The 18,071-nt window shown below is 66.6% G+C and carries 16 protein-coding genes and 1 other RNA gene; 2 read left to right on the forward strand and 15 right to left on the reverse strand.

Annotated elements, in window-relative coordinates:
* Positions 1-11 precede the first annotated feature (11 nt).
* Positions 12-617 (forward strand): YhbY family RNA-binding protein, encoded by a 606-nt coding sequence (locus CAL18_RS12945; protein ID WP_094818016.1) that lies wholly within the window; start codon positions 12-14, stop codon positions 615-617.
* 24 nt (positions 618-641) lie between these two features.
* Here CAL18_RS12945 and CAL18_RS12950 read toward each other — a convergent pair whose 3' ends face one another.
* The 6 genes from CAL18_RS12950 to carA all read right to left on the reverse strand — a co-directional run bounded on the left by CAL18_RS12950 (position 642) and on the right by carA (position 8,880).
* On the reverse strand, positions 642-1,004 hold the full coding sequence (locus tag CAL18_RS12950) for a hypothetical protein (protein ID WP_094818017.1): 363 nt from the start codon (positions 1,002-1,004) through the stop codon (positions 642-644).
* Between the two features lie 31 nt (positions 1,005-1,035).
* Positions 1,036-1,512: a transcription elongation factor GreA gene (greA, locus tag CAL18_RS12955; protein ID WP_026640067.1), complete on the reverse strand. Its 477-nt coding sequence runs from the start codon at positions 1,510-1,512 to the stop codon at positions 1,036-1,038.
* 364 nt (positions 1,513-1,876) lie between these two features.
* Complete coding sequence (locus CAL18_RS12960) at positions 1,877-3,199, reverse strand: solute carrier family 23 protein (RefSeq protein WP_094797024.1); 1,323 nt, start codon at positions 3,197-3,199, stop codon at positions 1,877-1,879.
* 371 nt (positions 3,200-3,570) lie between these two features.
* On the reverse strand, positions 3,571-4,329 hold the full coding sequence (locus CAL18_RS12965; RefSeq protein WP_094818122.1) for an SDR family oxidoreductase: 759 nt from the start codon (positions 4,327-4,329) through the stop codon (positions 3,571-3,573).
* Between the two features lie 143 nt (positions 4,330-4,472).
* Positions 4,473-7,715 carry a carbamoyl-phosphate synthase large subunit gene (gene carB / locus CAL18_RS12970; protein ID WP_094818018.1) on the reverse strand — a complete coding sequence of 1,081 codons (3,243 nt, stop codon included), beginning with the start codon at positions 7,713-7,715 and terminating at the stop codon, positions 4,473-4,475.
* Positions 7,716-7,725: 10 nt separating this feature from the next.
* Entirely contained in the window at positions 7,726-8,880 is a 1,155-nt protein-coding gene (gene carA, locus CAL18_RS12975; protein ID WP_038852396.1) for a glutamine-hydrolyzing carbamoyl-phosphate synthase small subunit, read from the reverse strand.
* A gap of 172 nt (positions 8,881-9,052) precedes the next feature.
* On the opposite strand from carA, the gene tal reads away from it, so the two are divergent.
* On the forward strand, positions 9,053-10,006 hold the full coding sequence (gene tal / locus CAL18_RS12980; RefSeq protein ID WP_094818019.1) for a transaldolase: 954 nt from the start codon (positions 9,053-9,055) through the stop codon (positions 10,004-10,006).
* A 44-nt stretch (positions 10,007-10,050) separates the two neighbouring features.
* Here the strand turns inward: tal and CAL18_RS12985 are convergent, their stop codons facing one another.
* The 9 genes from CAL18_RS12985 to ffs all read right to left on the reverse strand — a co-directional run bounded on the left by CAL18_RS12985 (position 10,051) and on the right by ffs (position 18,008).
* On the reverse strand, positions 10,051-10,578 hold the full coding sequence (locus tag CAL18_RS12985; RefSeq protein ID WP_026640061.1) for a carboxymuconolactone decarboxylase family protein: 528 nt from the start codon (positions 10,576-10,578) through the stop codon (positions 10,051-10,053).
* A gap of 47 nt (positions 10,579-10,625) precedes the next feature.
* The gene (locus CAL18_RS12990; RefSeq protein ID WP_026640060.1) at positions 10,626-11,414 is read right to left on the reverse strand and encodes an ABC transporter permease; all 789 of its coding nucleotides are present in this window, start codon (positions 11,412-11,414) and stop codon (positions 10,626-10,628) included.
* 51 nt (positions 11,415-11,465) lie between these two features.
* The gene (locus tag CAL18_RS12995; protein WP_026640059.1) at positions 11,466-12,272 is read right to left on the reverse strand and encodes an ABC transporter ATP-binding protein; all 807 of its coding nucleotides are present in this window, start codon (positions 12,270-12,272) and stop codon (positions 11,466-11,468) included.
* Complete coding sequence (locus tag CAL18_RS13000) at positions 12,265-13,305, reverse strand: ABC transporter substrate-binding protein (protein ID WP_026640058.1); 1,041 nt, start codon at positions 13,303-13,305, stop codon at positions 12,265-12,267. Before CAL18_RS13000 ends, CAL18_RS12995 begins: the two co-directional genes overlap by 8 nt.
* Positions 13,306-13,337: 32 nt before the next feature.
* A complete protein-coding gene (locus CAL18_RS13005; protein WP_094818020.1) occupies positions 13,338-14,657 on the reverse strand; it encodes a CaiB/BaiF CoA transferase family protein in 1,320 nt (439 codons plus the stop codon).
* Positions 14,658-14,678: 21 nt separating this feature from the next.
* Positions 14,679-15,287, reverse strand: a complete 609-nt coding sequence (gene recR / locus CAL18_RS13010; RefSeq protein WP_026640057.1) for a recombination mediator RecR — start codon at positions 15,285-15,287, stop codon at positions 14,679-14,681.
* An 18-nt stretch (positions 15,288-15,305) separates the two neighbouring features.
* Positions 15,306-15,632 (reverse strand): YbaB/EbfC family nucleoid-associated protein, encoded by a 327-nt coding sequence (locus tag CAL18_RS13015; protein WP_026640056.1) that lies wholly within the window; start codon positions 15,630-15,632, stop codon positions 15,306-15,308.
* A gap of 59 nt (positions 15,633-15,691) precedes the next feature.
* Positions 15,692-17,782: a DNA polymerase III subunit gamma/tau gene (locus CAL18_RS13020; protein ID WP_026640055.1), complete on the reverse strand. Its 2,091-nt coding sequence runs from the start codon at positions 17,780-17,782 to the stop codon at positions 15,692-15,694.
* Positions 17,783-17,910: 128 nt separating this feature from the next.
* Positions 17,911-18,008: signal recognition particle sRNA small type (ffs, locus tag CAL18_RS13025), an RNA gene on the reverse strand.
* Positions 18,009-18,071 lie beyond the last annotated feature (63 nt).

Here is an 18,071-nt window from a genome sequence, read left to right on the forward strand (position 1 = left end):
CAATTCCGAGCATGCCTATATTAGAACTCACCTCTCGCGAGCGCAGCGATTTGCGCTCGGCCGCCCATCCGTTGCGCCCGGTCGTCCTGATCGGCGACAACGGGCTGACCGACGCGGTCTTGAAAGAAATCGACCGCGCCCTGACGTCGCACGGGCTGATCAAGGTACGCGCCGGCGGCAACGACCGCGACGAGCGCGACGCCATGCTGGCGAATATCTGCGACACCCTGTCGTGCGCCCCGGTGCATCACCTGGGCAAAATCCTGATCCTGTTCCGCCCGTTGCCGGGCAACGTGGCCCCTCAGGCAGAAAGCACGCCGGCGCGCCGCAAGCCGTCCGAGCCATACACGCCCAAGAAAATGGCCGCCGAAGGCAAGAGCCTGGCCAAGAAACCCCGCCCGTCCGCCGCGCGCAAGGCGGCAGCCGAGCCGGCCAAGCCTGCCCGGGTTGCCCTGAACCAGGCAGGCCGCCCCGAGCGTCCCAGCACCCGCAAAACCACGCCGGCGGCGCACGGCATCCCGCGACGCGCCGGCAGCGCCCTGAGCCTGCGCGCCGGTGCGCGCACCTGCCGGGCCGCCGCCACGGGGCGCCGGGCTGGCAAGACTACCAAAAGATAAAAAAGCGTGGGCCAGGCTGCGCCGCTAGACCGCGGCAGCGGCAGCCATGACTTGCGCACTGCAACGGCCCATGCGCGGCCGTGCGGCGCCCGAAGCGCCAGACGCACACTGCCCCTGGCATGCGCCCACCGGCCCATCCGGCACGGTGCGGCGCCCGGGGGCCACCATCGCCCGGCCATGCGCCAGGCGGTGAAGAATGATAAATACCGCGCCCCCCAGCCCGTACGAGACGAGCGCCCGGAACAGCAAGGCAACGACCCTGGCCGCATTGGCGGCTTGCATCGCGCAAGACAAGGCCGGCGCGCACAGCGCGCCGATGCTGCGCAGCGGACCGCACCGCAAGGCCGTGGTCGGGCAGACCAGGACAGGGGGCAGGTGTAGCAGCATCGTTGGTTCCCGGGGGGGCGACGGCGTCGGTTCAGATGTAACGGACGCCCAGGACTTCGTACTCGCGCACGCCGGACGGCGCCTTGACTTCGACGACGTCGCCCACGGATTTACCGATCAGGGCGCGAGCCACCGGGCTGGAGACCGAGATCAGGTTCGACTTGATGTCGGCTTCGACGTCGCCCACGATCTGGTATGACAGGCGGTCGCCCGAATCCAGGTCTTCGATTTCGACCGTGGCACCGAAAACGGCGCGGCCTTCGGCATCCAGGGAAGCCGGATCGATGATGTGCGCGTTGGAAAGCGTGCCCTCGAGCTCGGCAATGCGCCCCTCGATGAAGCCCTGGCGTTCGCGGGCGGCATCGTATTCGGCGTTTTCCGACAGATCGCCCTGGGCACGAGCCTCGGCGATGGCGTTGATCACTGCGGGACGCTCGACGGTTTTCAGCCGATGCAACTCGGCTTGCAAGCGCTCGGCCCCACGCGCGGTCAAAGGAATGGCAGACATGTCGTTTCCCAAACAAAAAGTAGAAAACGCCCCGAATGGAGCGTTTCGGTAAAAGGTCGCAGTTGTGATGCTTGCGCCGCCCGGATGGGGGCAAGCCGGTGTTACGTGCTTAGGGTCGAACAGGCGGGAACGAAGCCGGACCCGATATCCGTGGTTCCCGACCATCCGCTCTGATCGGCCTGTGCCCGTGCACCGGCAAGGCTGCGACCAAAACAAAACCCCGGCTCGGGTCAGAACCGGGGCAAACAAGCTTCATTGTGGTCAAAATTCGCAGGAATTGCAAGCCATCCGGAAAACGCCACGTTGATCGCAGTTAAATGCAGTACGGCGCAAGTTGGCAGCGCCGTCGTTTCCGGATTGGCTTTCAGATGACTCGGCGGCCACTACGCTGCAGCAGGGCGTACAGGATAATGGCGCCGAAGGTGGCCGTGCCGATGCCGGCCAGCATGAAGTCGCCCAGCTTGAGCGTGAAATCGCCCGCGCCCAGCACCAGCGTGACGGCGGCAACAATAAGGTTGCGGTTGTCGCTGAAGTCGACCTGGTTGACCACCCATATGCGCGCGCCGGCCACGGCGATAAGACCGAACACCACCACCGACATGCCGCCCAGCACGGGGCCGGGTATCGTCTGGATCAGCGCGCCGAACTTGGGCGAGAACCCCAGCACAATGGCGATGAGCGCCGCCACCACGAAGACCAGGGTGGAGTAGATGCGCGTGACGGCCATGACGCCGATGTTCTCGGCATAGGTGGTGACGCCGGTGCCGCCCACGGCGCCGGACACCATGGTGGCCACCCCGTCGCCCACGAAGGCGCGGCCCAGGTAGCGGTCGAGGTTCTGGCCGGTCATGGCGCTGACCGCGCGGATGTGCCCAAGGTTCTCGGCCACCAGGATGACGGCCACCGGCACGATCAGGCCCATGGCATCGAGCCGGAACTCGGGGGCAGTGAACTGCGGCAGGCCCACCCAGGGCGCTGCGGCCACGGCCGAGAAATCGATCGGCTTGCCGAGCCCCAGGCCGTTGGCGCAGATGGCATAGATGACGCAGGCCAGCAACAGGCCCACCAGAATGAGCAGGCGCTGCACCGTGCCGCGCGTGTAGACGGCCACGCCGCCCACGCACAGGATGGTGACGATGGCCATGGTGGCGTCGAAGGTGGACCCGCCCATGGCGCCCTTGGCCGCAATGGGCGCCAGGTTCAGGCCGATGACGGCGACCACGGCGCCGGTGACCACCGGCGGCATCAGGGCTTCGATCCAGTCGGCGCCGCCGCCGGACCGCGAGTTGGCGATCCAGACCAGCACGCCGATAAGGGTATAGGCCAGGCCGCAGGCAATGATGGCGCCCAGCGCGACGCCCATGTTCAGGTTGGGGCCGGAGCCGGCATACCCCGTAACGGCCACGACCCCGCCGATGAAGGCGAAACTCGAGCCCAGGTAGCTGGGCACGCGGCCTCCGACGAACAGAAAGAAAATCAGCGTGCCGATGCCGGACATCAGGATGGCGACGTTGGGATCGAAGCCCATGATGAGGGGCGCCAGGACGGTGGAGCCGAACATGGCCACGACGTGCTGTGCGCCCATGGCGATGCTCTTGGGCCCCGACAGGCGTTCGTCGGGCGCGATGATGGCGCCGGGTGTCGAATCGTCGACCAGCTTCCAGCGCGGGAAATAGGAGTTGGGCATAGGATCTCTTGTGTATCCAGGAATGATTGATGGGCGGGGCGAAGTGTAGGGGGCGGCGAGGCTGGCCGCAATACGGTGATGCCCGGGCGGGTTGAACAGGTGGGCGCGTGCGGGAAATCAAGCTGCCGTTTTACTAGCGGTATATGCGGTAGTCGGGCGGTTGCTGGTTCGTGAGCGCCTTTGTCCGTGGGGCAAGCCGGGGGCGGCCAAGTCGTTCGGCTCGGGTGCATACAGGCATCCTCGGCCTGCTTCGCAGGCTGCCCTCTCTCCAAATGGCCGCCCCCGGCTTGCCCCTCGGACAAAGGCTCGCCGCAGTTCGGCTGCCGCCATGTCCGGCCAGGATCAGTCCAGACCGGGAACGGACCAGGCAATTACCGCCGCGGCTTGCGGGGAGCGTTGCGCGCGGCGCGGTCGTAGACCGCGTTGGGCAGCAGCCGCATCAGGCGCGCCACGACCCCCATTTGCCACGGAATCACGGTATACGAAACGCCGCGTTCGATGGCTGTCCGGGCGCGAGCGGCGAACTTGTCGGCGTCCATCAGGAAAGGCATGGAATACGGGTTCTGCGCCGTCATTGCCGTCTTGATATAGCCCGGCGCGATCGTCACCACCTTGACTCCGGCGCCGGCCAGTTCCACGCGCAGACTTTCGCAGTAGGTGGCCACCGCCGACTTGGACGCGCTGTAGGCGCCCGCACCGGGCAGGCCGCGGACCCCGGCTACGCTGGCGATGCCCACCAGGCGCCCTGCTCCCGCCCGCCGCATGGGCTCGACGAAAGGCTCGAACGTGGCAACCGTGGCCAACAGGTTGGTGTCGACGATGGCCTTGAACACGTCGAAGTCTTCGGCGTGGTCGGTAAGTGTGCCCGCGCTGATGCCGGCGCTGGCGATGACCACGTCTACCCTGCCCTGGCTACGGGCCAGGAAATCCGCGGCGGCGGCATGCAGGGCGGCGCGGTCGCGCACATCCAGCGCATAGCAATGGTGCTGCCCCGGCAAGGAGGCGGCCAGCTGGCCCAGCAATTCACCGCGGCGCGCCACCAGGCCCAGCCGCGCGCCGGCGTGGGCATAGCGTTCGGCCAGGGCGCGGCCCAGGCCGCTGGAAGCACCGGTAATAAAAACAGAGGTCATGGCAGCAGGAAGCGGCGCGGCGTATGCGGGACTTGCATGATAGGGACTCGGGCGGCGTGCGTCTACGCGATCGGCAAGGTGGCCGGCCATGAAAACGGGCCCCGAAGGGCCCGTTTAAGGCAAGCGCCAGGCAGGCTGGCCGCTTATTGCTGCGCGAGGCTGGCGTGCAGCTCTTGCAGCGGGTACACCTGCAGGCCCAGGCCCTGGCGCAGGTATTGCATGCCCTCGACCGCGGCGCACGCGCCGGCGATGGTCGTGAAGAACGTGACGCGGTTGGCCAGCGCCTGCGTACGGATCGTGCGCGAATCGGCGATGGCGTTGCGGCGCTCTTCGACGGTGTTGACCACCAGCGAGATCTCGCCGTTCTTGACCATGTCGACGATGTGCGGGCGGCCTTCGGTGACTTTGTTCACCACTTGCACGGGGATGCCGGCTGCCTCGATCTGGCCCGCGGTGCCGCGCGTGGCCACCAGCTTGAAGCCCAGGTTGTGCAGACCGCGCGCCACGCCGACGGCACGGGCCTTGTCCTGGTCTTTGACGCTGATGAAGGCGGTGCCGTTCTCGGGCAGGCTCACGCCCGCGGCCAGCTGCGACTTGACGAAGGCTTCGCCGAAGCTCGTGCCCACGCCCATGACTTCGCCGGTGGACTTCATTTCGGGACCGAGGATAGTGTCGACGCCCGGGAACTTCACGAACGGGAACACGGCCTCTTTGACCGAGAAGTAAGGCGGCACCACTTCACGCGTGATGCCCTGGTCGGCCAGGGTGCGGCCTGCCATTACGCGCGCGGCGATCTTGGCCAGCTGCAGGCCCGTGGCCTTGGACACGTAAGGCACGGTACGCGAGGCGCGCGGATTGACTTCCAGCACATAGACTTCGCCATCCTGGATGGCGAACTGCACATTCATCAGGCCGCTGACGTTGAGCGCGCGGGCCATCATGGTGGTCTGGCGCTTGATCTCGGCGATGACTTCGTCGGACAGCGAGTACGGCGGCAGGCTGCAGGCGGAGTCGCCCGAGTGCACGCCGGCCTGCTCGATGTGTTCCATGACGCCGCCGATGAACACCGTTGTGCCGTCGGCCAGGCAATCGACGTCGACCTCGGTGGCGTTGTTCAGGAAGCGGTCGAGCAGCACGGGAGAATCGTTGCTGACCTTGACGGCCTCGCGCATGTAGCGTTCGAGGTCTTGCGGCTCGTGCACGATTTCCATGGCGCGCCCGCCCAGCACATAGCTGGGGCGCACCACCAGCGGATAGCCGATGTCGGCGGCGTGCGACATGGCTTCGGCCTCGGTGCGCGCCGTGCGATTGGGCGGCTGGCGCAGGCCCAGCTTGTTGAGCAGCTTCTGGAAGCGCTCGCGGTCTTCGGCCACGTCGATGGATTCGGGACTGGTGCCGATGATGGGCACGCCGTTGGCTTCGAGCGCGCGTGCCAGTTTCAGCGGGGTCTGGCCGCCGTACTGGACGATCATGCCCACGGGGTTTTCTTTGTGGACGATTTCGAGCACGTCTTCGAGCGTGAGCGGCTCGAAGTACAGGCGATCGGAAGTGTCGTAGTCGGTGGAGACGGTTTCCGGGTTGCAGTTGACCATGATGGTCTCGTACCCGTCGTCGCGCAGGGCCAAGGCGGCGTGCACGCAGCAATAGTCGAACTCGATGCCCTGGCCGATACGGTTGGGGCCGCCGCCGAGCACGATGATTTTCTTGCGGTCGGTGGGCTGCGCCTCGCACTCGTCTTCGTACGTGGAATACATGTACGCGGTGCGGGTGGCGAACTCGGCCGCGCAGGTATCGACGCGCTTGTACACGGGACGCACGTTGAGCTGGTGGCGCAGCTTGCGGATCTCGGATTCGGAGGAATCCAGCAGGAACGCCAGGCGGCGATCGGAGAAGCCCATGCGCTTGAGCTGCCACAGCGTGCCGTAGTCAAGGTCGGCCAGCGTCTTCTGTTCGAGCGCGAGTTCGATGTCGACGATTTCTTTGATCTGCGCCAGGAACCAGGGGTCGATGCGGGTGATGTTGTGGACTTCGTCGAGCGTGAACCCCTGAGCGAAGGCGTCGCCCACGTACCAGATGCGCTCGGGGCCGGGTTCGCCCAGCTCGACCTGGAGCTTTTCGCGGTCGGTGGTTTTCTGGTTCAGGCCGTCGACACCGACTTCAAGACCGCGCAGGGCTTTCTGGAACGATTCTTTGAAAGTGCGGCCGATGGCCATGACTTCGCCCACCGACTTCATCTGGGTGGTAAGGCGGGAATCGGCCTGGGGGAATTTCTCGAAGGCGAAACGCGGCACCTTGGTGACCACGTAGTCGATGGAGGGCTCGAACGAGGCCGGCGTGGCGCCGCCGGTGATCTCGTTGCGCAGCTCGTCGAGCGTGTAGCCCACGGCCAGGCGCGCGGCGACCTTGGCAATGGGGAAGCCGGTGGCCTTGGAAGCCAGGGCCGACGAGCGCGACACGCGCGGGTTCATTTCGATGACGATCATGCGGCCGTTATCGGGATTGACCGCGAACTGTACGTTGGACCCGCCGGTGTCGACGCCGATTTCACGCAGCACCGCGATAGAGGCGTTGCGCATGATCTGGTATTCCTTGTCGGTCAGCGTCTGGGCTGGCGCGACAGTGATGGAATCGCCGGTGTGCACCCCCATGGGGTCGAGGTTCTCGATGGAGCACACGATGATGCAGTTGTCGGCCTTGTCGCGCACGACTTCCATCTCGAATTCCTTCCAGCCCAGCAGCGACTCTTCGATGAGCAGTTCGCTGGTGGGCGAGGCTTCGAGGCCGCGACGGCAGATGATCTCGAATTCTTCGGCGTTGTAGGCGATGCCGCCGCCCGAGCCGCCCATGGTGAAGCTGGGCCGGATAACCGTGGGGAACCCGGAGGTGCCGGTTTCGGCCGCGATGCGGCGCTGGACTTCCCAGGCTTCGTCCATGCTGTGGGCAACACCCGACTTGGCCGATTCCAGGCCGATGTCGGTCATGGCCTGCTTGAACTTCTGGCGGTCTTCGGCCTTTTCGATGGCGTGTTCGTTCGCGCCGATGAGTTCCACGCCGTGCTTGGCCAGCACACCGTGGCGGGCCAGGTCGAGCGCGCAGTTCAGGGCGGTTTGCCCGCCCATGGTGGGCAGCAGGGCATCGGGCTTTTCGCGTTCGATGATTTTTTCGACCGCCTGCCAGGTAATGGGCTCGATGTAGGTGACATCTGCCGTTTCCGGGTCGGTCATGATTGTGGCCGGGTTGCTGTTGACCAGGATGGTGCGAAACCCTTCGGCCTTGAGCGCCTTGCACGCCTGGGCGCCGGAATAGTCGAACTCGCAGGCCTGCCCGATGATGATGGGGCCGGCTCCGATGATGAGGATGCTTTTTATGTCTGTACGCTTGGGCATGGTGCGATGATTATTTCTGGCCGGCCATCAGGCTGATGAATTTGTCGAACAGCACGATGATGTCGTGCGGGCCCGGGCTGGCCTCGGGGTGGCCCTGGAAGCAGAAGGCGGGGCGGTCGGTGAGCTCGAAGCCCTGCAGCGTGCCGTCGAACAGCGACACGTGCGTGACCCGCGCGTTGGCGGGCAGGCTGGCGGCATCGACCTCGAAACTGTGGTTCTGGCTGGTGATGAACACACGCCGGGACTGCACGTCTTGCACCGGATGATTGGCCCCGTGGTGGCCGGTTTTCATCTTGACGGTCTTGCCGCCGATGGCCAGCCCCAGGATCTGGTGACCCAGGCAGATACCGAACACGGGAAGCTTGCGTTCGAGGAACACGCGCGTGGCCGCGATGGCGTAGTCGCAAGGCTGCGGGTCGCCCGGGCCGTTGGCCAGGAATACGCCGTCGGGATTGAGCTTGAGCACTTCTTCGGCGGGCGTCTGGGCCGGCACCAGCGTGATGCGGCAGCCACGGTCGGCCATCAGGCGCAGGATGTTGTACTTGACGCCGAAGTCGTAGGCCACGACGTGAAAGCGGTCTTGCGAGGGCTGGCCATAGCCCTGCCCCAGTTGCCAGGTGCCTTCCGTCCAGTTTTGCTGCGACTTGACGGACACCACCTTGGCCAGGTCGACGCCGGACATGCCGGCGTAGCCGCGCGCCAGCTCGACGGCGCGGTCGGCGTCATCGCCCGTGAGGATGCAGGCGCCCTGCGCACCCGTCTCGCGCAGGATGCGGGTAAGCTTGCGGGTGTCGACGTCGGAGATGGCCACCACGCCCTGGGCTGCCAGGTATTCGGGCAACGACTGACGGGCGCGGAAGTTCGAAACGCGCGCGGGGCAGTCGCGCACCACCAGGCCGGAGGCCAGCACGCGCGACGTTTCGACGTCTTCGGGATTGACGCCAGTGTTGCCGATATGCGGGTAAGTAAGCGTTACGATCTGGCCGTTGTAGCTGGGATCGGTCAGAATTTCCTGGTAGCCGGTCATGGCCGTGTTGAACACTACCTCGGCGACCGTGTGCCCCGGCGCACCGATGGACACTCCCCGGAAAATGGTACCGTCCGCCAGAGCCAGAATTGCTGGAGGGAAGCGGTTGGCTCCCTCGGAAAGAAGTTGCGGCAGCACAGTAAACCCCGGTTTCAGAATCGATAATTAAACCTTGGAATTATACTCTGTAAGGCCGTTTTCCCCCGGGAACCGCGCCGAATAAGGCTGAGCGCCGAGGTTTCATGGCCGCGACCCGGGGGTTTGTAGTGATACCCTAGCCCTGTCGCCAACCCTTGCCGTTTTGCAGCCCATGTCCAGCCAGCTTGAAGCCCTGCGTCGCCATACCACCGTTGTTGCCGATACCGGCGATTTCGAAGTGATGCGCGCGCTGCGCCCCACCGACGCGACCACGAACCCCTCGCTGATCCTGAAGGCCGTGCAGAAAGACGCCTACCGGCCCCTGCTCGAGCAAGTGGTGCGCGACCACCGCGGCGCGCCCCTGCCCGAACTGACGGACCGCCTGCTGGTGGCGTTCGGGCGCGAGATCCTGGGCATTGTGCCGGGCCGGGTGTCCACCGAGGTGGATGCGCGCCTGTCGTTCGATACGCGCGCCACGATCGAGCGCGGCCGCGGGCTGATCGCCCTGTACGAAGCCGCGGGAATACCCCGCGAACGCGTGCTGATCAAGGTGGCGTCAACCTGGGAGGGCATCCAGGCGGCGCGGATCCTGCAGGCCGACGGCATCCGCTGCAACCTGACGCTGCTGTTCTCGCTGCCGCAGGCGGTGGCATGCGCCGACGCCGGCGTGCAGCTGATCTCGCCCTTTGTCGGCCGGATCTACGACTGGTACAAGAAGGCGGCCGGAGCCGATTGGGTCGAGGCCGACCACGCCGGCCCCAATGACCCCGGCGTGAGCTCGGTGACCGAGATCTTCCACTATTACAAGCGCCACGGCATCACCACCGAAATCATGGGCGCGAGCTTTCGCAATGCCGGGCAGATCCGGGCGCTGGCCGGCTGCGACCTGCTGACCATCAGCCCCGAACTGCTGGCCGAACTGGACAGCACGCCGGGCGACGTGCCTGCCAGCCTGGCGCGCCGCGACGACCTCGACGTGCCCGCGCGCCGCACCGCCGATGAAGTGTGGTTCCGCACCGAGCTCAACGCCAATGCCATGGCCACCGAAAAACTGGCCGAAGGCATCCGGCTGTTTTCCGCCGACGCGCTGAAGCTGGACGCCATGCTGGGCGGCCCCGCGGCCTGAGCGTACCGGACGCCCGGCCGGCACGGGGCCGGGCGCGGGGCGCGTCAGCGCTCGTCGTGCGAATGCACCTGCAGCGCTTCCAGGAAGCGCGAAACCATGTTGTAAGCGGCCACGGTGGCGGTCAGTTCGACCATCAGCTTGTCGGAGCCCATGGCCTGGCGGGCGGCGTCGAAGACCGGCTGGGGGACCTGCACGTGCCGTGTCATGGCGTCGGTGTAGGCCAGCACCGCGCGCTCGCGCTCGCTGAACAGATCCGAGGCTTCCCACTGCGGCAACGCATCGAGCTGAGCCTGGGTGACGCCTTCTTGCAGGGCGATGGGCGCATGCTGGTCGGCCTCGTACGGCGCGCCGTTGATGGCGGCCACGCGCATGATCACGAGTTCGCGCAGGTCGCCGGGCAGCGTGCTGAGCTGGCGGATGGACGTCAGGTAGTTCAGCCAGCCGCCCGCCACGGCCGGGCTGTGCAGCAGCATCTGGTACAGGTGCAGCACGCTGCCGCGCTCGGCGACGATGCGCTCGACCAGGGGCTTGGCTTCGGGATGGTTCAAATCGGCATAAGGCAGGCGCGCCATGCGAGGGACTCCGGAATAAAGCGCGGCCCGGTCGGGCCGCGCGGGGTTCAGATTTTTTCAGTTTCGCCCGATTTGGGCTGCCATTTCATCAATCGTTTTTCGCCCAGGCCGACGAGGTAGTCCAGCACCAGGGCAAATGCCGTCAGCACCACGATGCCGGCAAACACCGTATTGACGTCGAAGGTGCCCTCGGCCTGCAGGATCAGGTAGCCGACGCCGCTGGCCGACCCCAGGTATTCGCCCACCACGGCGCCCACGAATGCCAGGCCCACGGAAGTGTGCAGGCTGGAAAACACCCAGCTGGTGGCCGAGGGCAGGTACACGTGGCGCAGCAATTGCCGCCGCCCCGCGCCCAGCATGCGCGCATTGTCGAGCAATGTGGGGCTGACTTCGCGCACCCCCTGGTAAACGTTGAAGAAAACGATGAAGAACACCAGCGTGACGGCCAGGGCCACCTTGGACCAGATGCCCAGCCCGAACCACATGCCGAAGATCGGCGCGAGAATCACGCGCGGCATGGAATTGGCCGCCTTGATGTAGGGGTCGAGAATGGCGCTGGCGGTGGTCGACAGCCCCAGCCACAGGCCAAAACCCAGTCCGGCGATGGTGCCGATGAAAAACGCCAGCACGGTCTCCGAGAGGGTCACCCAGAGGTGGCGGTAGATATCGCCGTTGGTGACGAACCACGCCCAGATGCGGCCCCAGACTTCGAGCGGCTGACCGAAGAAGAAGGCGATTTTCGGGTCCAGGGTGACCACATGCCAGATGACCAGGATGACCACCAGCAACAGTACCTGCCAGAATCGCAGGCTGGCCGAACCAGTTTTGATCTTCATATCTGTATTCCATTGCGGCGCGCCCGACCCCGGGCACGCGTCACCGCCACATCAGGCACGCTTCTGCTGGGCATAGCCCTTGAGCACTTCTTCGCGCAGCACCGCCCATATGGCCGCATGCAGTTCCACGAAGCGCGGATGGGTGCGCACTTCGGCCACATCGCGGGGGCGCGGCAAGTCGATGGCGAACTCGCCGATAGGATGGGTGGCGGGCCCGGCCGACAGCACCACCACGCGGTCGCTCATGGCGATGGCCTCGTCCAGGTCGTGCGTAATGAACAGCACCGCCTTGCGCTTGGCCATCCAGAGTTCGAGCACTTCGTTTTCCATCAGCTGGCGCGTCTGGATATCGAGCGCAGAAAAAGGCTCATCCATGAGGATGATGTCGGGGTCGCGGATGAGCGTCTGCGCAAGCATGGTGCGCTTGCGCATGCCGCCGGACATCTGGTGGGGGTAGCGGTCTTCGAAGCCGCCCAGGCCTACCCGCCGCATCCATTCGCGGCCGCGCTCGATCGATTCGGCGCGCGGCTGCCCCGCGAACTGCAGGCCGGCAATGACGTTTTCGAGAGCGCTGCGCCAGGGCAGCAGCGCTTCGCCCTGGAACATATAGCCCGCGCGGGAATTGATCCCCGCCAGCGGCTGGCCAAACACCTTGACCTGGCCGGACGAGGGCGCCAACAGGCCGGCCCCCACGTTGAGCAACGTGGATTTGCCGCAACCCGTGGGCCCCACGACCGACACGAATTCGCCGGGGGCGATGGCCAGGCTGGTGTCCTGGACGGCGGTGTAGCGGCCGCCGCCGTCGCGGGACACAAAGGTACACGTGATGCGGTCGAGCGCGAGCGCGGCTTCAGCCATTGGGATACTTCTCGTTGGCACGGCGCGTGAACTCGTTGGTCCACGCCTTGGATGGGTCGATCTTGGACGCGTCGAAGCCCTTTACATAGGCCGCGAGCGCTCGCGTGGCCGTGGCGGCGCCGTCTTCGGGGAAGACCCCGTCGGGCGACAGGCCCTCCATGCTCTTTTCGAGCGCGGCCTTGTATACAGCGGGCTCGCCCAGCAGGTACTGGGTGGGCACAGTCTTGGCGATTTCTTCGGCGCCGGCCTGCTGGATCCACTTGTCGGCGCGCACGATGGCATTGGTAAGCGCCTGCACGGTGTTGGGATTGGCGTCGATAAAGGCCTGCGGCGCATACAGGCTGCCCGCCGGCATGTTGCCGCCGAAGATTTCCTTCGTGTCTTTCAGGGTGCGCGTGTCGACGATGACCTGGATGTCGCCCGGCATTTCCAGCATGGAAACCACGGGGTCGGTATTCGAGATGGCGTCGATCTGGCCGCTGCGCAGCGCCGTGACCGCGCCGGCGCCCGCGCCCACGCCGATGATCGAGACGTCGCTGTCTTTGAGGCCATGCTTGGCAAGGAAGAAGCTGACCACCATGTTGGTGGACGAGCCCGGCGCGGTGACGCCGATTTTCTTGCCCTTGAGATCGGCCGGCCCCTTGTAGTCGGGCATGTTTTTCTTGGACACGCCGAAGCCGATCATGGGCGCGCGGCCCTGCAGCACGAACGAGCGGTACATCTGGCCCTTGGATTGCATGTGCAGCGTGTGCTCGAAGGCGCCGGACACCACGTCGGCGCTGCCGCCCACGACAGCCTGCAATGCCTTGGAGCCCCCGGCGAAGTCGGCGATGCGGACATCCAGCCCCTCGTCCTTGAAGTAGCCCTTGATCTCGGCGATGGTAAGCGGCAGGTAATAGATGAGCGGCTTGCCGCCCACGGCGATCTGCACACTTTTCTTTTCCAGCTGCTGCGCCCGCACGATGGCCGGCGCCACGCCCAGGGCGCCGGCGGCTCCGGCCAGCTTGAGCAAATCACGACGAGTGACTGACATTGGGGGTCTCCTTTGCCGCTCGGGCGGCCTGTTTATGTGGTGCGGCCAGGCAGGCCGTCTTGTGGCTGGCGGCAAGCGCCGGCCGGCGAAGCTGGCTGCGGGGGCAGGCCTATGGCGCCGGCCTGGGCCAGTTCAACGATTGCCGCTGCATCATACTCCAGCGATTTCAGGACTTCTTCAGTATGTTCCCCTAGGCGCGGGCCCAGCCAGCGCGTGCCTCCCGGCGTCTCGGACAGCCGTGGCACGACGGCCGGCAGCTTGACCGGGCTGCCGTCGGGAAAGCGATGCTGCTCTATCATGCCCCGGGCGATGAACTGCGGGTCGGCGAACATGTCGGCGACGCTGTAGATCTTGCCCACCGGCACATCGGCCGCGCGCATGACCTCGAGCGCCTGGTCGATGGTACGGGTGCCGCACCAGGCCTGGATGGCGCCATCGATTTCTTCGACCCGGCGGGCGCGGCCGTCGTTGCGCGCCAATTGCGGGTCGTTGGCCAGGTCGTCGCGGCCGATGGCGCGCATCAGGCGGTTGAAGATGGCGTCGCCATTGCCCGCGATGACCACGTTCTGGCCGTCGCGCGTAGTGTAGGTATTGGATGGCACGATGCCGGGCAGCGCCCCGCCGGTGCGTTCGCGCACGACGCCGGCCACGTCGTACTCGGGCACCAGGCTTTCCATCAGGTTGAATACCGACTCGTACAACGCCACATCCACCATCTGGCCCTGCCCCGCCACGCTGTCGGGGCCCGGCTTGCCGTTCCAGCGGCCGCCGGTGGCGTCGCGATGGCGCAGGGCCATCATGGCGCCGATGACCGCATGCAGCGCGGCGATGGAGTCGCCTACCGAGATGCCTACCCGCACCGGGGGGCGGTCGGGGTGGCCCGAAACGTAGCGCAGGCCGCCCATGGATTCGGCAATGGCGCCGAATCCCGGCGCGTCGCGCATGGGGCCCGTCTGCCCGTAGCCCGACAGGCGCACCATGATGAGCGCGGGATTGACCTGGCGCAGCTGTTCGTACCCCAGCCCCCACTTTTCAAGCACGCCGGGACGATAGTTCTCGATCACGATGTCCGCGTCGAGCGCGAGGCGACGGGCGATCTCGCGGCCCCGCGGGTCTTTCAGGTTCAGCGCGATGGACTTCTTGTTGCGCGCCTGCACCGTCCACCAAAGCGAGTTGCCTTCGTGCAGGTGGCGCCAGCTGCGGATGGGGTCGCCTCCGCCCGTGCCATCGGCGCCGTGCGGGGTTTCGACCTTGATGACTTCGGCGCCGAATTCGCCCAGCATGCGGGCCGCGAAGGGCCCGGCGATCAGCGTGCCGAGTTCGAGGACTTTGATGCCCTTGAGCGCGGACATGGGAGTCTCCTTGGTGGCCGGCTACGTGGTTCTGCGTTCCATCAGGGCCCAGGCGATGGTGCCGGCGTCGACGTACTCGAGCTCGCCGCCGGCCGGCACGCCGCGCGCCAGGCGGGTGATCTTCAGCCCTTTGCCGGCAAGCACTTCACCCAGGAAGTGCGCGGTGGTTTCGCCTTCGGCGGTGAAGTTGGTGGCCAGGATGACCTCTTGCACCACGCCATCGCAGGCGCGCTGGATGAGCCGCTCGAAGTCGAGCTCGCGCGGGCCGATGCCCTCGAGAGGAGCCACCCGGCCCATCAGCACGTAGTACAGGCCACGATAGCCATGGCTGGCTTCGATCATGTTCTGGTCGGCCGGCGTCTCGACGATGCACAGCAACGTGGCGTCGCGCTTGGGGTTGGCGCAGGTGGCGCAGATGGGGTCTTCGGTGAAGCTGTTGCAGCGCGCGCAATGACGCAGGTTCTGCACCGCGCCCGCCAGCGCGCGCCCCAGCATGTCTGCGCCTTGCAGATCGTGCTGCAGCAAGTGATACGCCATGCGCCGGGCCGAGCGCACGCCCACGCCGGGCAGGCGCCGCAGCGCCTCGATCAGCGTGGTCAGCGGTTCGGGTTCGGGCAGTTGCGGTTCCATTGCGGTGCGGCCGGCGCCTTAGAACGGCAGCTTCATGCCCGGGGGCAGCGGCATGCCGGCGGTGACGCCGGCCATTTTTTCCTGCGCGGTGGCTTCCGCCTTGCGCAGGGCGTCGTTGAACGCGGCAGCGACCAGGTCTTCGAGCATGTCTTTGTCGTCGGCCAGCAGGCTGGGATCGATGGACACGCGCTTGACGTCGTGACGGCAGCTCATGGACACCTTGACCAGCCCGCCGCCGGACTCGCCATCGACGAGAATCTCGGCCAGGGAATCCTGGACCTTTTTCATGTTTTCCTGCATCTGCTGCGCCTGGCGCATCAGACCGGCAAGTTGTCCTTTCATCATGATGAGAGTTCCTTGGAGAAGGGGAATTTCCGAAAAACCGGCTGCGGCGGCGCGGCCGCTCACGCCGGTGGATGAACTGCGCGTACCGAACCCGGCACCACCCGGCCGCCAAAATCGGCCTGCAGTGCCAGGACAAAGGGATCGGCCGCCGCGGCGGCTTCGGCGGCCTGCTGGCGCGCCGCGCGCTCGGCCTGCGCCACCGCATGCGCGGTGGCATCGCCCGTGGCGCCGACTTCGACTTCCAGCCGCAGGCCTTGCCCGAAATGTTCGCACAGCACGGTTTGCAGGCGTATGCGGCTTTCGCTTTCTGCCAGCGTCTTGACGGCGACGCGCAGCACGATTGCGTCGCCCTGCACGCCTACCCATTCGCTCTGGCGCGACAGTTCGGCAGCCAGGCCCGTGACGGGAAGACGTGCAGCCAATGCCGGCCAGTCGGCCGCGGTAATACTGTTCAGTTTGGCCGGCGCCTGCCTGGCGCGGCGCGCGGGCGGGCGCTGCCGGGGCTGCGGCACGGCGGCGATTTCGGCCGGCTCTGCACCGGTGGCGAGCGTTTCGAATTCGTCGTCCGGGTCGGCGGTGAATTCGTCTGTGGGCACATAGCCGGCCTGGGCGTCGTCGGGGATGTCTTCGTCCACCCAGGACGGCGGGCCGTCGACGGCCGCAGGCGCCGGCTTGCTGTGCGTGGCGGGCGGTGTAACGGCCAGCGCGGCAGCGGGCGGCCGGGCCGGCGCAGGCTCGGACTGTGCGGCCGGTTCCGCAGGCAGGTCTTCCCATGGCGGCGTGTCGGCGGCCTGCGCGGCGGCCGGCGGCGGCGTACTCGCCGAAACGTCGGTCGGCGCGGGATCCGCCGCCTGAGGCAGCGAGCCCGTGCCTTGCGGATCGGGCGTCGCCCGGGCGGCGGCGCCGGCCGCCTTGGCCGTGTCAGCGGCATCGGGCGCGGGCGCTGCGGGCGCGCGGGCTTGCGGGGCGGGGGCCGCGGCAGCCGCGACAGGCGGGGCCGCCGCAGGCGCGCCGGCCGGCTGCGCGGCACCCGGCGTCGGCGGCCGGGCCTCGGTGACCGGGCCGGCCTGCCCGCAGAGCGCAAGCATGCGCAGGCAGGCCATGACGAAGCCCGCGTATTCGTCGGGCGCGAGCGACAGTTCGCCGCGACTGTGCACCGCCACCGAATAGAACAACTGTACGGCGTCTGGGTGCAGCATGCCCGCCAGGCGCGAGATGTCGGCCGCCAGCGGATCGTCCGACGGCGTGGCGCCGGGCACGCGCTGTTCGATGGCCACGCGCGAAAGCAGCACCGCCAGGTCGGCCAGCGCCCCCGCATACGACAACCCGCGCGTGGCGAGTTCGTCGGCCACGGCCAGCACGCCGGCGGCATCGCCTTTGGGCAAGGCGTCGAGCAGGCGCACCAGATGGCGCTGGTCGATGGTGCCCAGCATGCCGCGCACCGCTTCTTCGGTGAGGTTGCCGGCGCTGTAGGCAATGGCCTGGTCGGTAAGCGACAGGGCATCGCGCATGGACCCGCTCGCCGCCTGTGCGATCAGGCGCAGGGCCGGCGTTTCGCACGCGACGCTTTCATCGGCCAGCACGGCCTGCAGGTGCCCCACGATGGCGTCGGGCGGCATCTGCTTCAGGTTGAACTGCAGGCAGCGCGACAGGACCGTGACGGGAATTTTCTGCGGATCGGTCGTGGCCAGGATGAACTTCACATGCGGGGGCGGCTCTTCGAGCGTCTTGAGCATGGCGTTGAACGCATGGCCGGTCAGCATGTGGACTTCGTCGATCATGTAGACCTTGTACCGCCCTGCTCCGGGCGCATACACGGCCTGCTCGAGCAGCTGGGTCATTTCGTCCACGCCGCGGTTCGAGGCGGCGTCGAGCTCCAGGTAATCGACAAAACGGCCCGAATCGATTTCGGTGCAGGCCCGGCATTGGCCGCAAGGCCTGGAGGTGATGCCGGTTTCGCAGTTGAGCGACTTGGCCAGGATGCGCGACAGAGTGGTCTTGCCCACCCCGCGCGTGCCCGTGAACAGCCAGGCATGGTGCAGGCGCTGCGAATCTAGCGCGTGCGTGAGCGCACGCACGACGTGGTCCTGGCCTACCAGGGTATCGAACGAGCGCGGCCGCCACTTGCGGGCCAGTACCAGATAAGTCATGGGCGGATTGTAGAGCCAGTTGCGCGCGGCCGGCGCGCCGGAAATGCAAAGGGGCGCCGCAACCAGGGCGCGAACTGCCAGACACCACGACAGTTCGTTCCGATTACGGCGCCCCTTTGGGGAAACCGGTAGGCGAGCCTTACTCCGGCACTGATCCTAAACGACTATGGCTGCTTCGTTCCCGACCTGACCAGGTTCGCCGCCGAACCATGCGAAGGGGCCCGCCAACCCGAATTCTAACAGAGCGGGCACGACGCCGCTGGCGCCCTGGGCCAAGGCGTGCGACAGG

Source organism: Bordetella genomosp. 7 (assembly GCF_002261415.1).
Taxonomy (GTDB): domain Bacteria; phylum Pseudomonadota; class Gammaproteobacteria; order Burkholderiales; family Burkholderiaceae_B; genus Bordetella_A.

Coding starts and splice junctions, on each gene's coding strand:
- tal (WP_094818019.1), top strand. CDS start 9,053: ATGTCCAGCCAGCTTGAAGCCCTGCGTCGCCATACCACCGTTGTTGCC.
- CAL18_RS13020 (WP_026640055.1), bottom strand. CDS start 17,782: ATGACTTATCTGGTACTGGCCCGCAAGTGGCGGCCGCGCTCGTTCGAT.
- CAL18_RS12965 (WP_094818122.1), bottom strand. CDS start 4,329: ATGACCTCTGTTTTTATTACCGGTGCTTCCAGCGGCCTGGGCCGCGCC.
- CAL18_RS12950 (WP_094818017.1), bottom strand. CDS start 1,004: ATGCTGCTACACCTGCCCCCTGTCCTGGTCTGCCCGACCACGGCCTTG.
- CAL18_RS12995 (WP_026640059.1), bottom strand. CDS start 12,272: ATGGCTGAAGCCGCGCTCGCGCTCGACCGCATCACGTGTACCTTTGTG.
- CAL18_RS12985 (WP_026640061.1), bottom strand. CDS start 10,578: ATGGCGCGCCTGCCTTATGCCGATTTGAACCATCCCGAAGCCAAGCCC.
- CAL18_RS13005 (WP_094818020.1), bottom strand. CDS start 14,657: ATGTCCGCGCTCAAGGGCATCAAAGTCCTCGAACTCGGCACGCTGATC.
- CAL18_RS13000 (WP_026640058.1), bottom strand. CDS start 13,305: ATGTCAGTCACTCGTCGTGATTTGCTCAAGCTGGCCGGAGCCGCCGGC.
- CAL18_RS12990 (WP_026640060.1), bottom strand. CDS start 11,414: ATGAAGATCAAAACTGGTTCGGCCAGCCTGCGATTCTGGCAGGTACTG.
- CAL18_RS13015 (WP_026640056.1), bottom strand. CDS start 15,632: ATGATGAAAGGACAACTTGCCGGTCTGATGCGCCAGGCGCAGCAGATG.
- greA (WP_026640067.1), bottom strand. CDS start 1,512: ATGTCTGCCATTCCTTTGACCGCGCGTGGGGCCGAGCGCTTGCAAGCC.
- recR (WP_026640057.1), bottom strand. CDS start 15,287: ATGGAACCGCAACTGCCCGAACCCGAACCGCTGACCACGCTGATCGAG.
- carB (WP_094818018.1), bottom strand. CDS start 7,715: ATGCCCAAGCGTACAGACATAAAAAGCATCCTCATCATCGGAGCCGGC.
- CAL18_RS12960 (WP_094797024.1), bottom strand. CDS start 3,199: ATGCCCAACTCCTATTTCCCGCGCTGGAAGCTGGTCGACGATTCGACA.
- CAL18_RS12945 (WP_094818016.1), top strand. CDS start 12: ATGCCTATATTAGAACTCACCTCTCGCGAGCGCAGCGATTTGCGCTCG.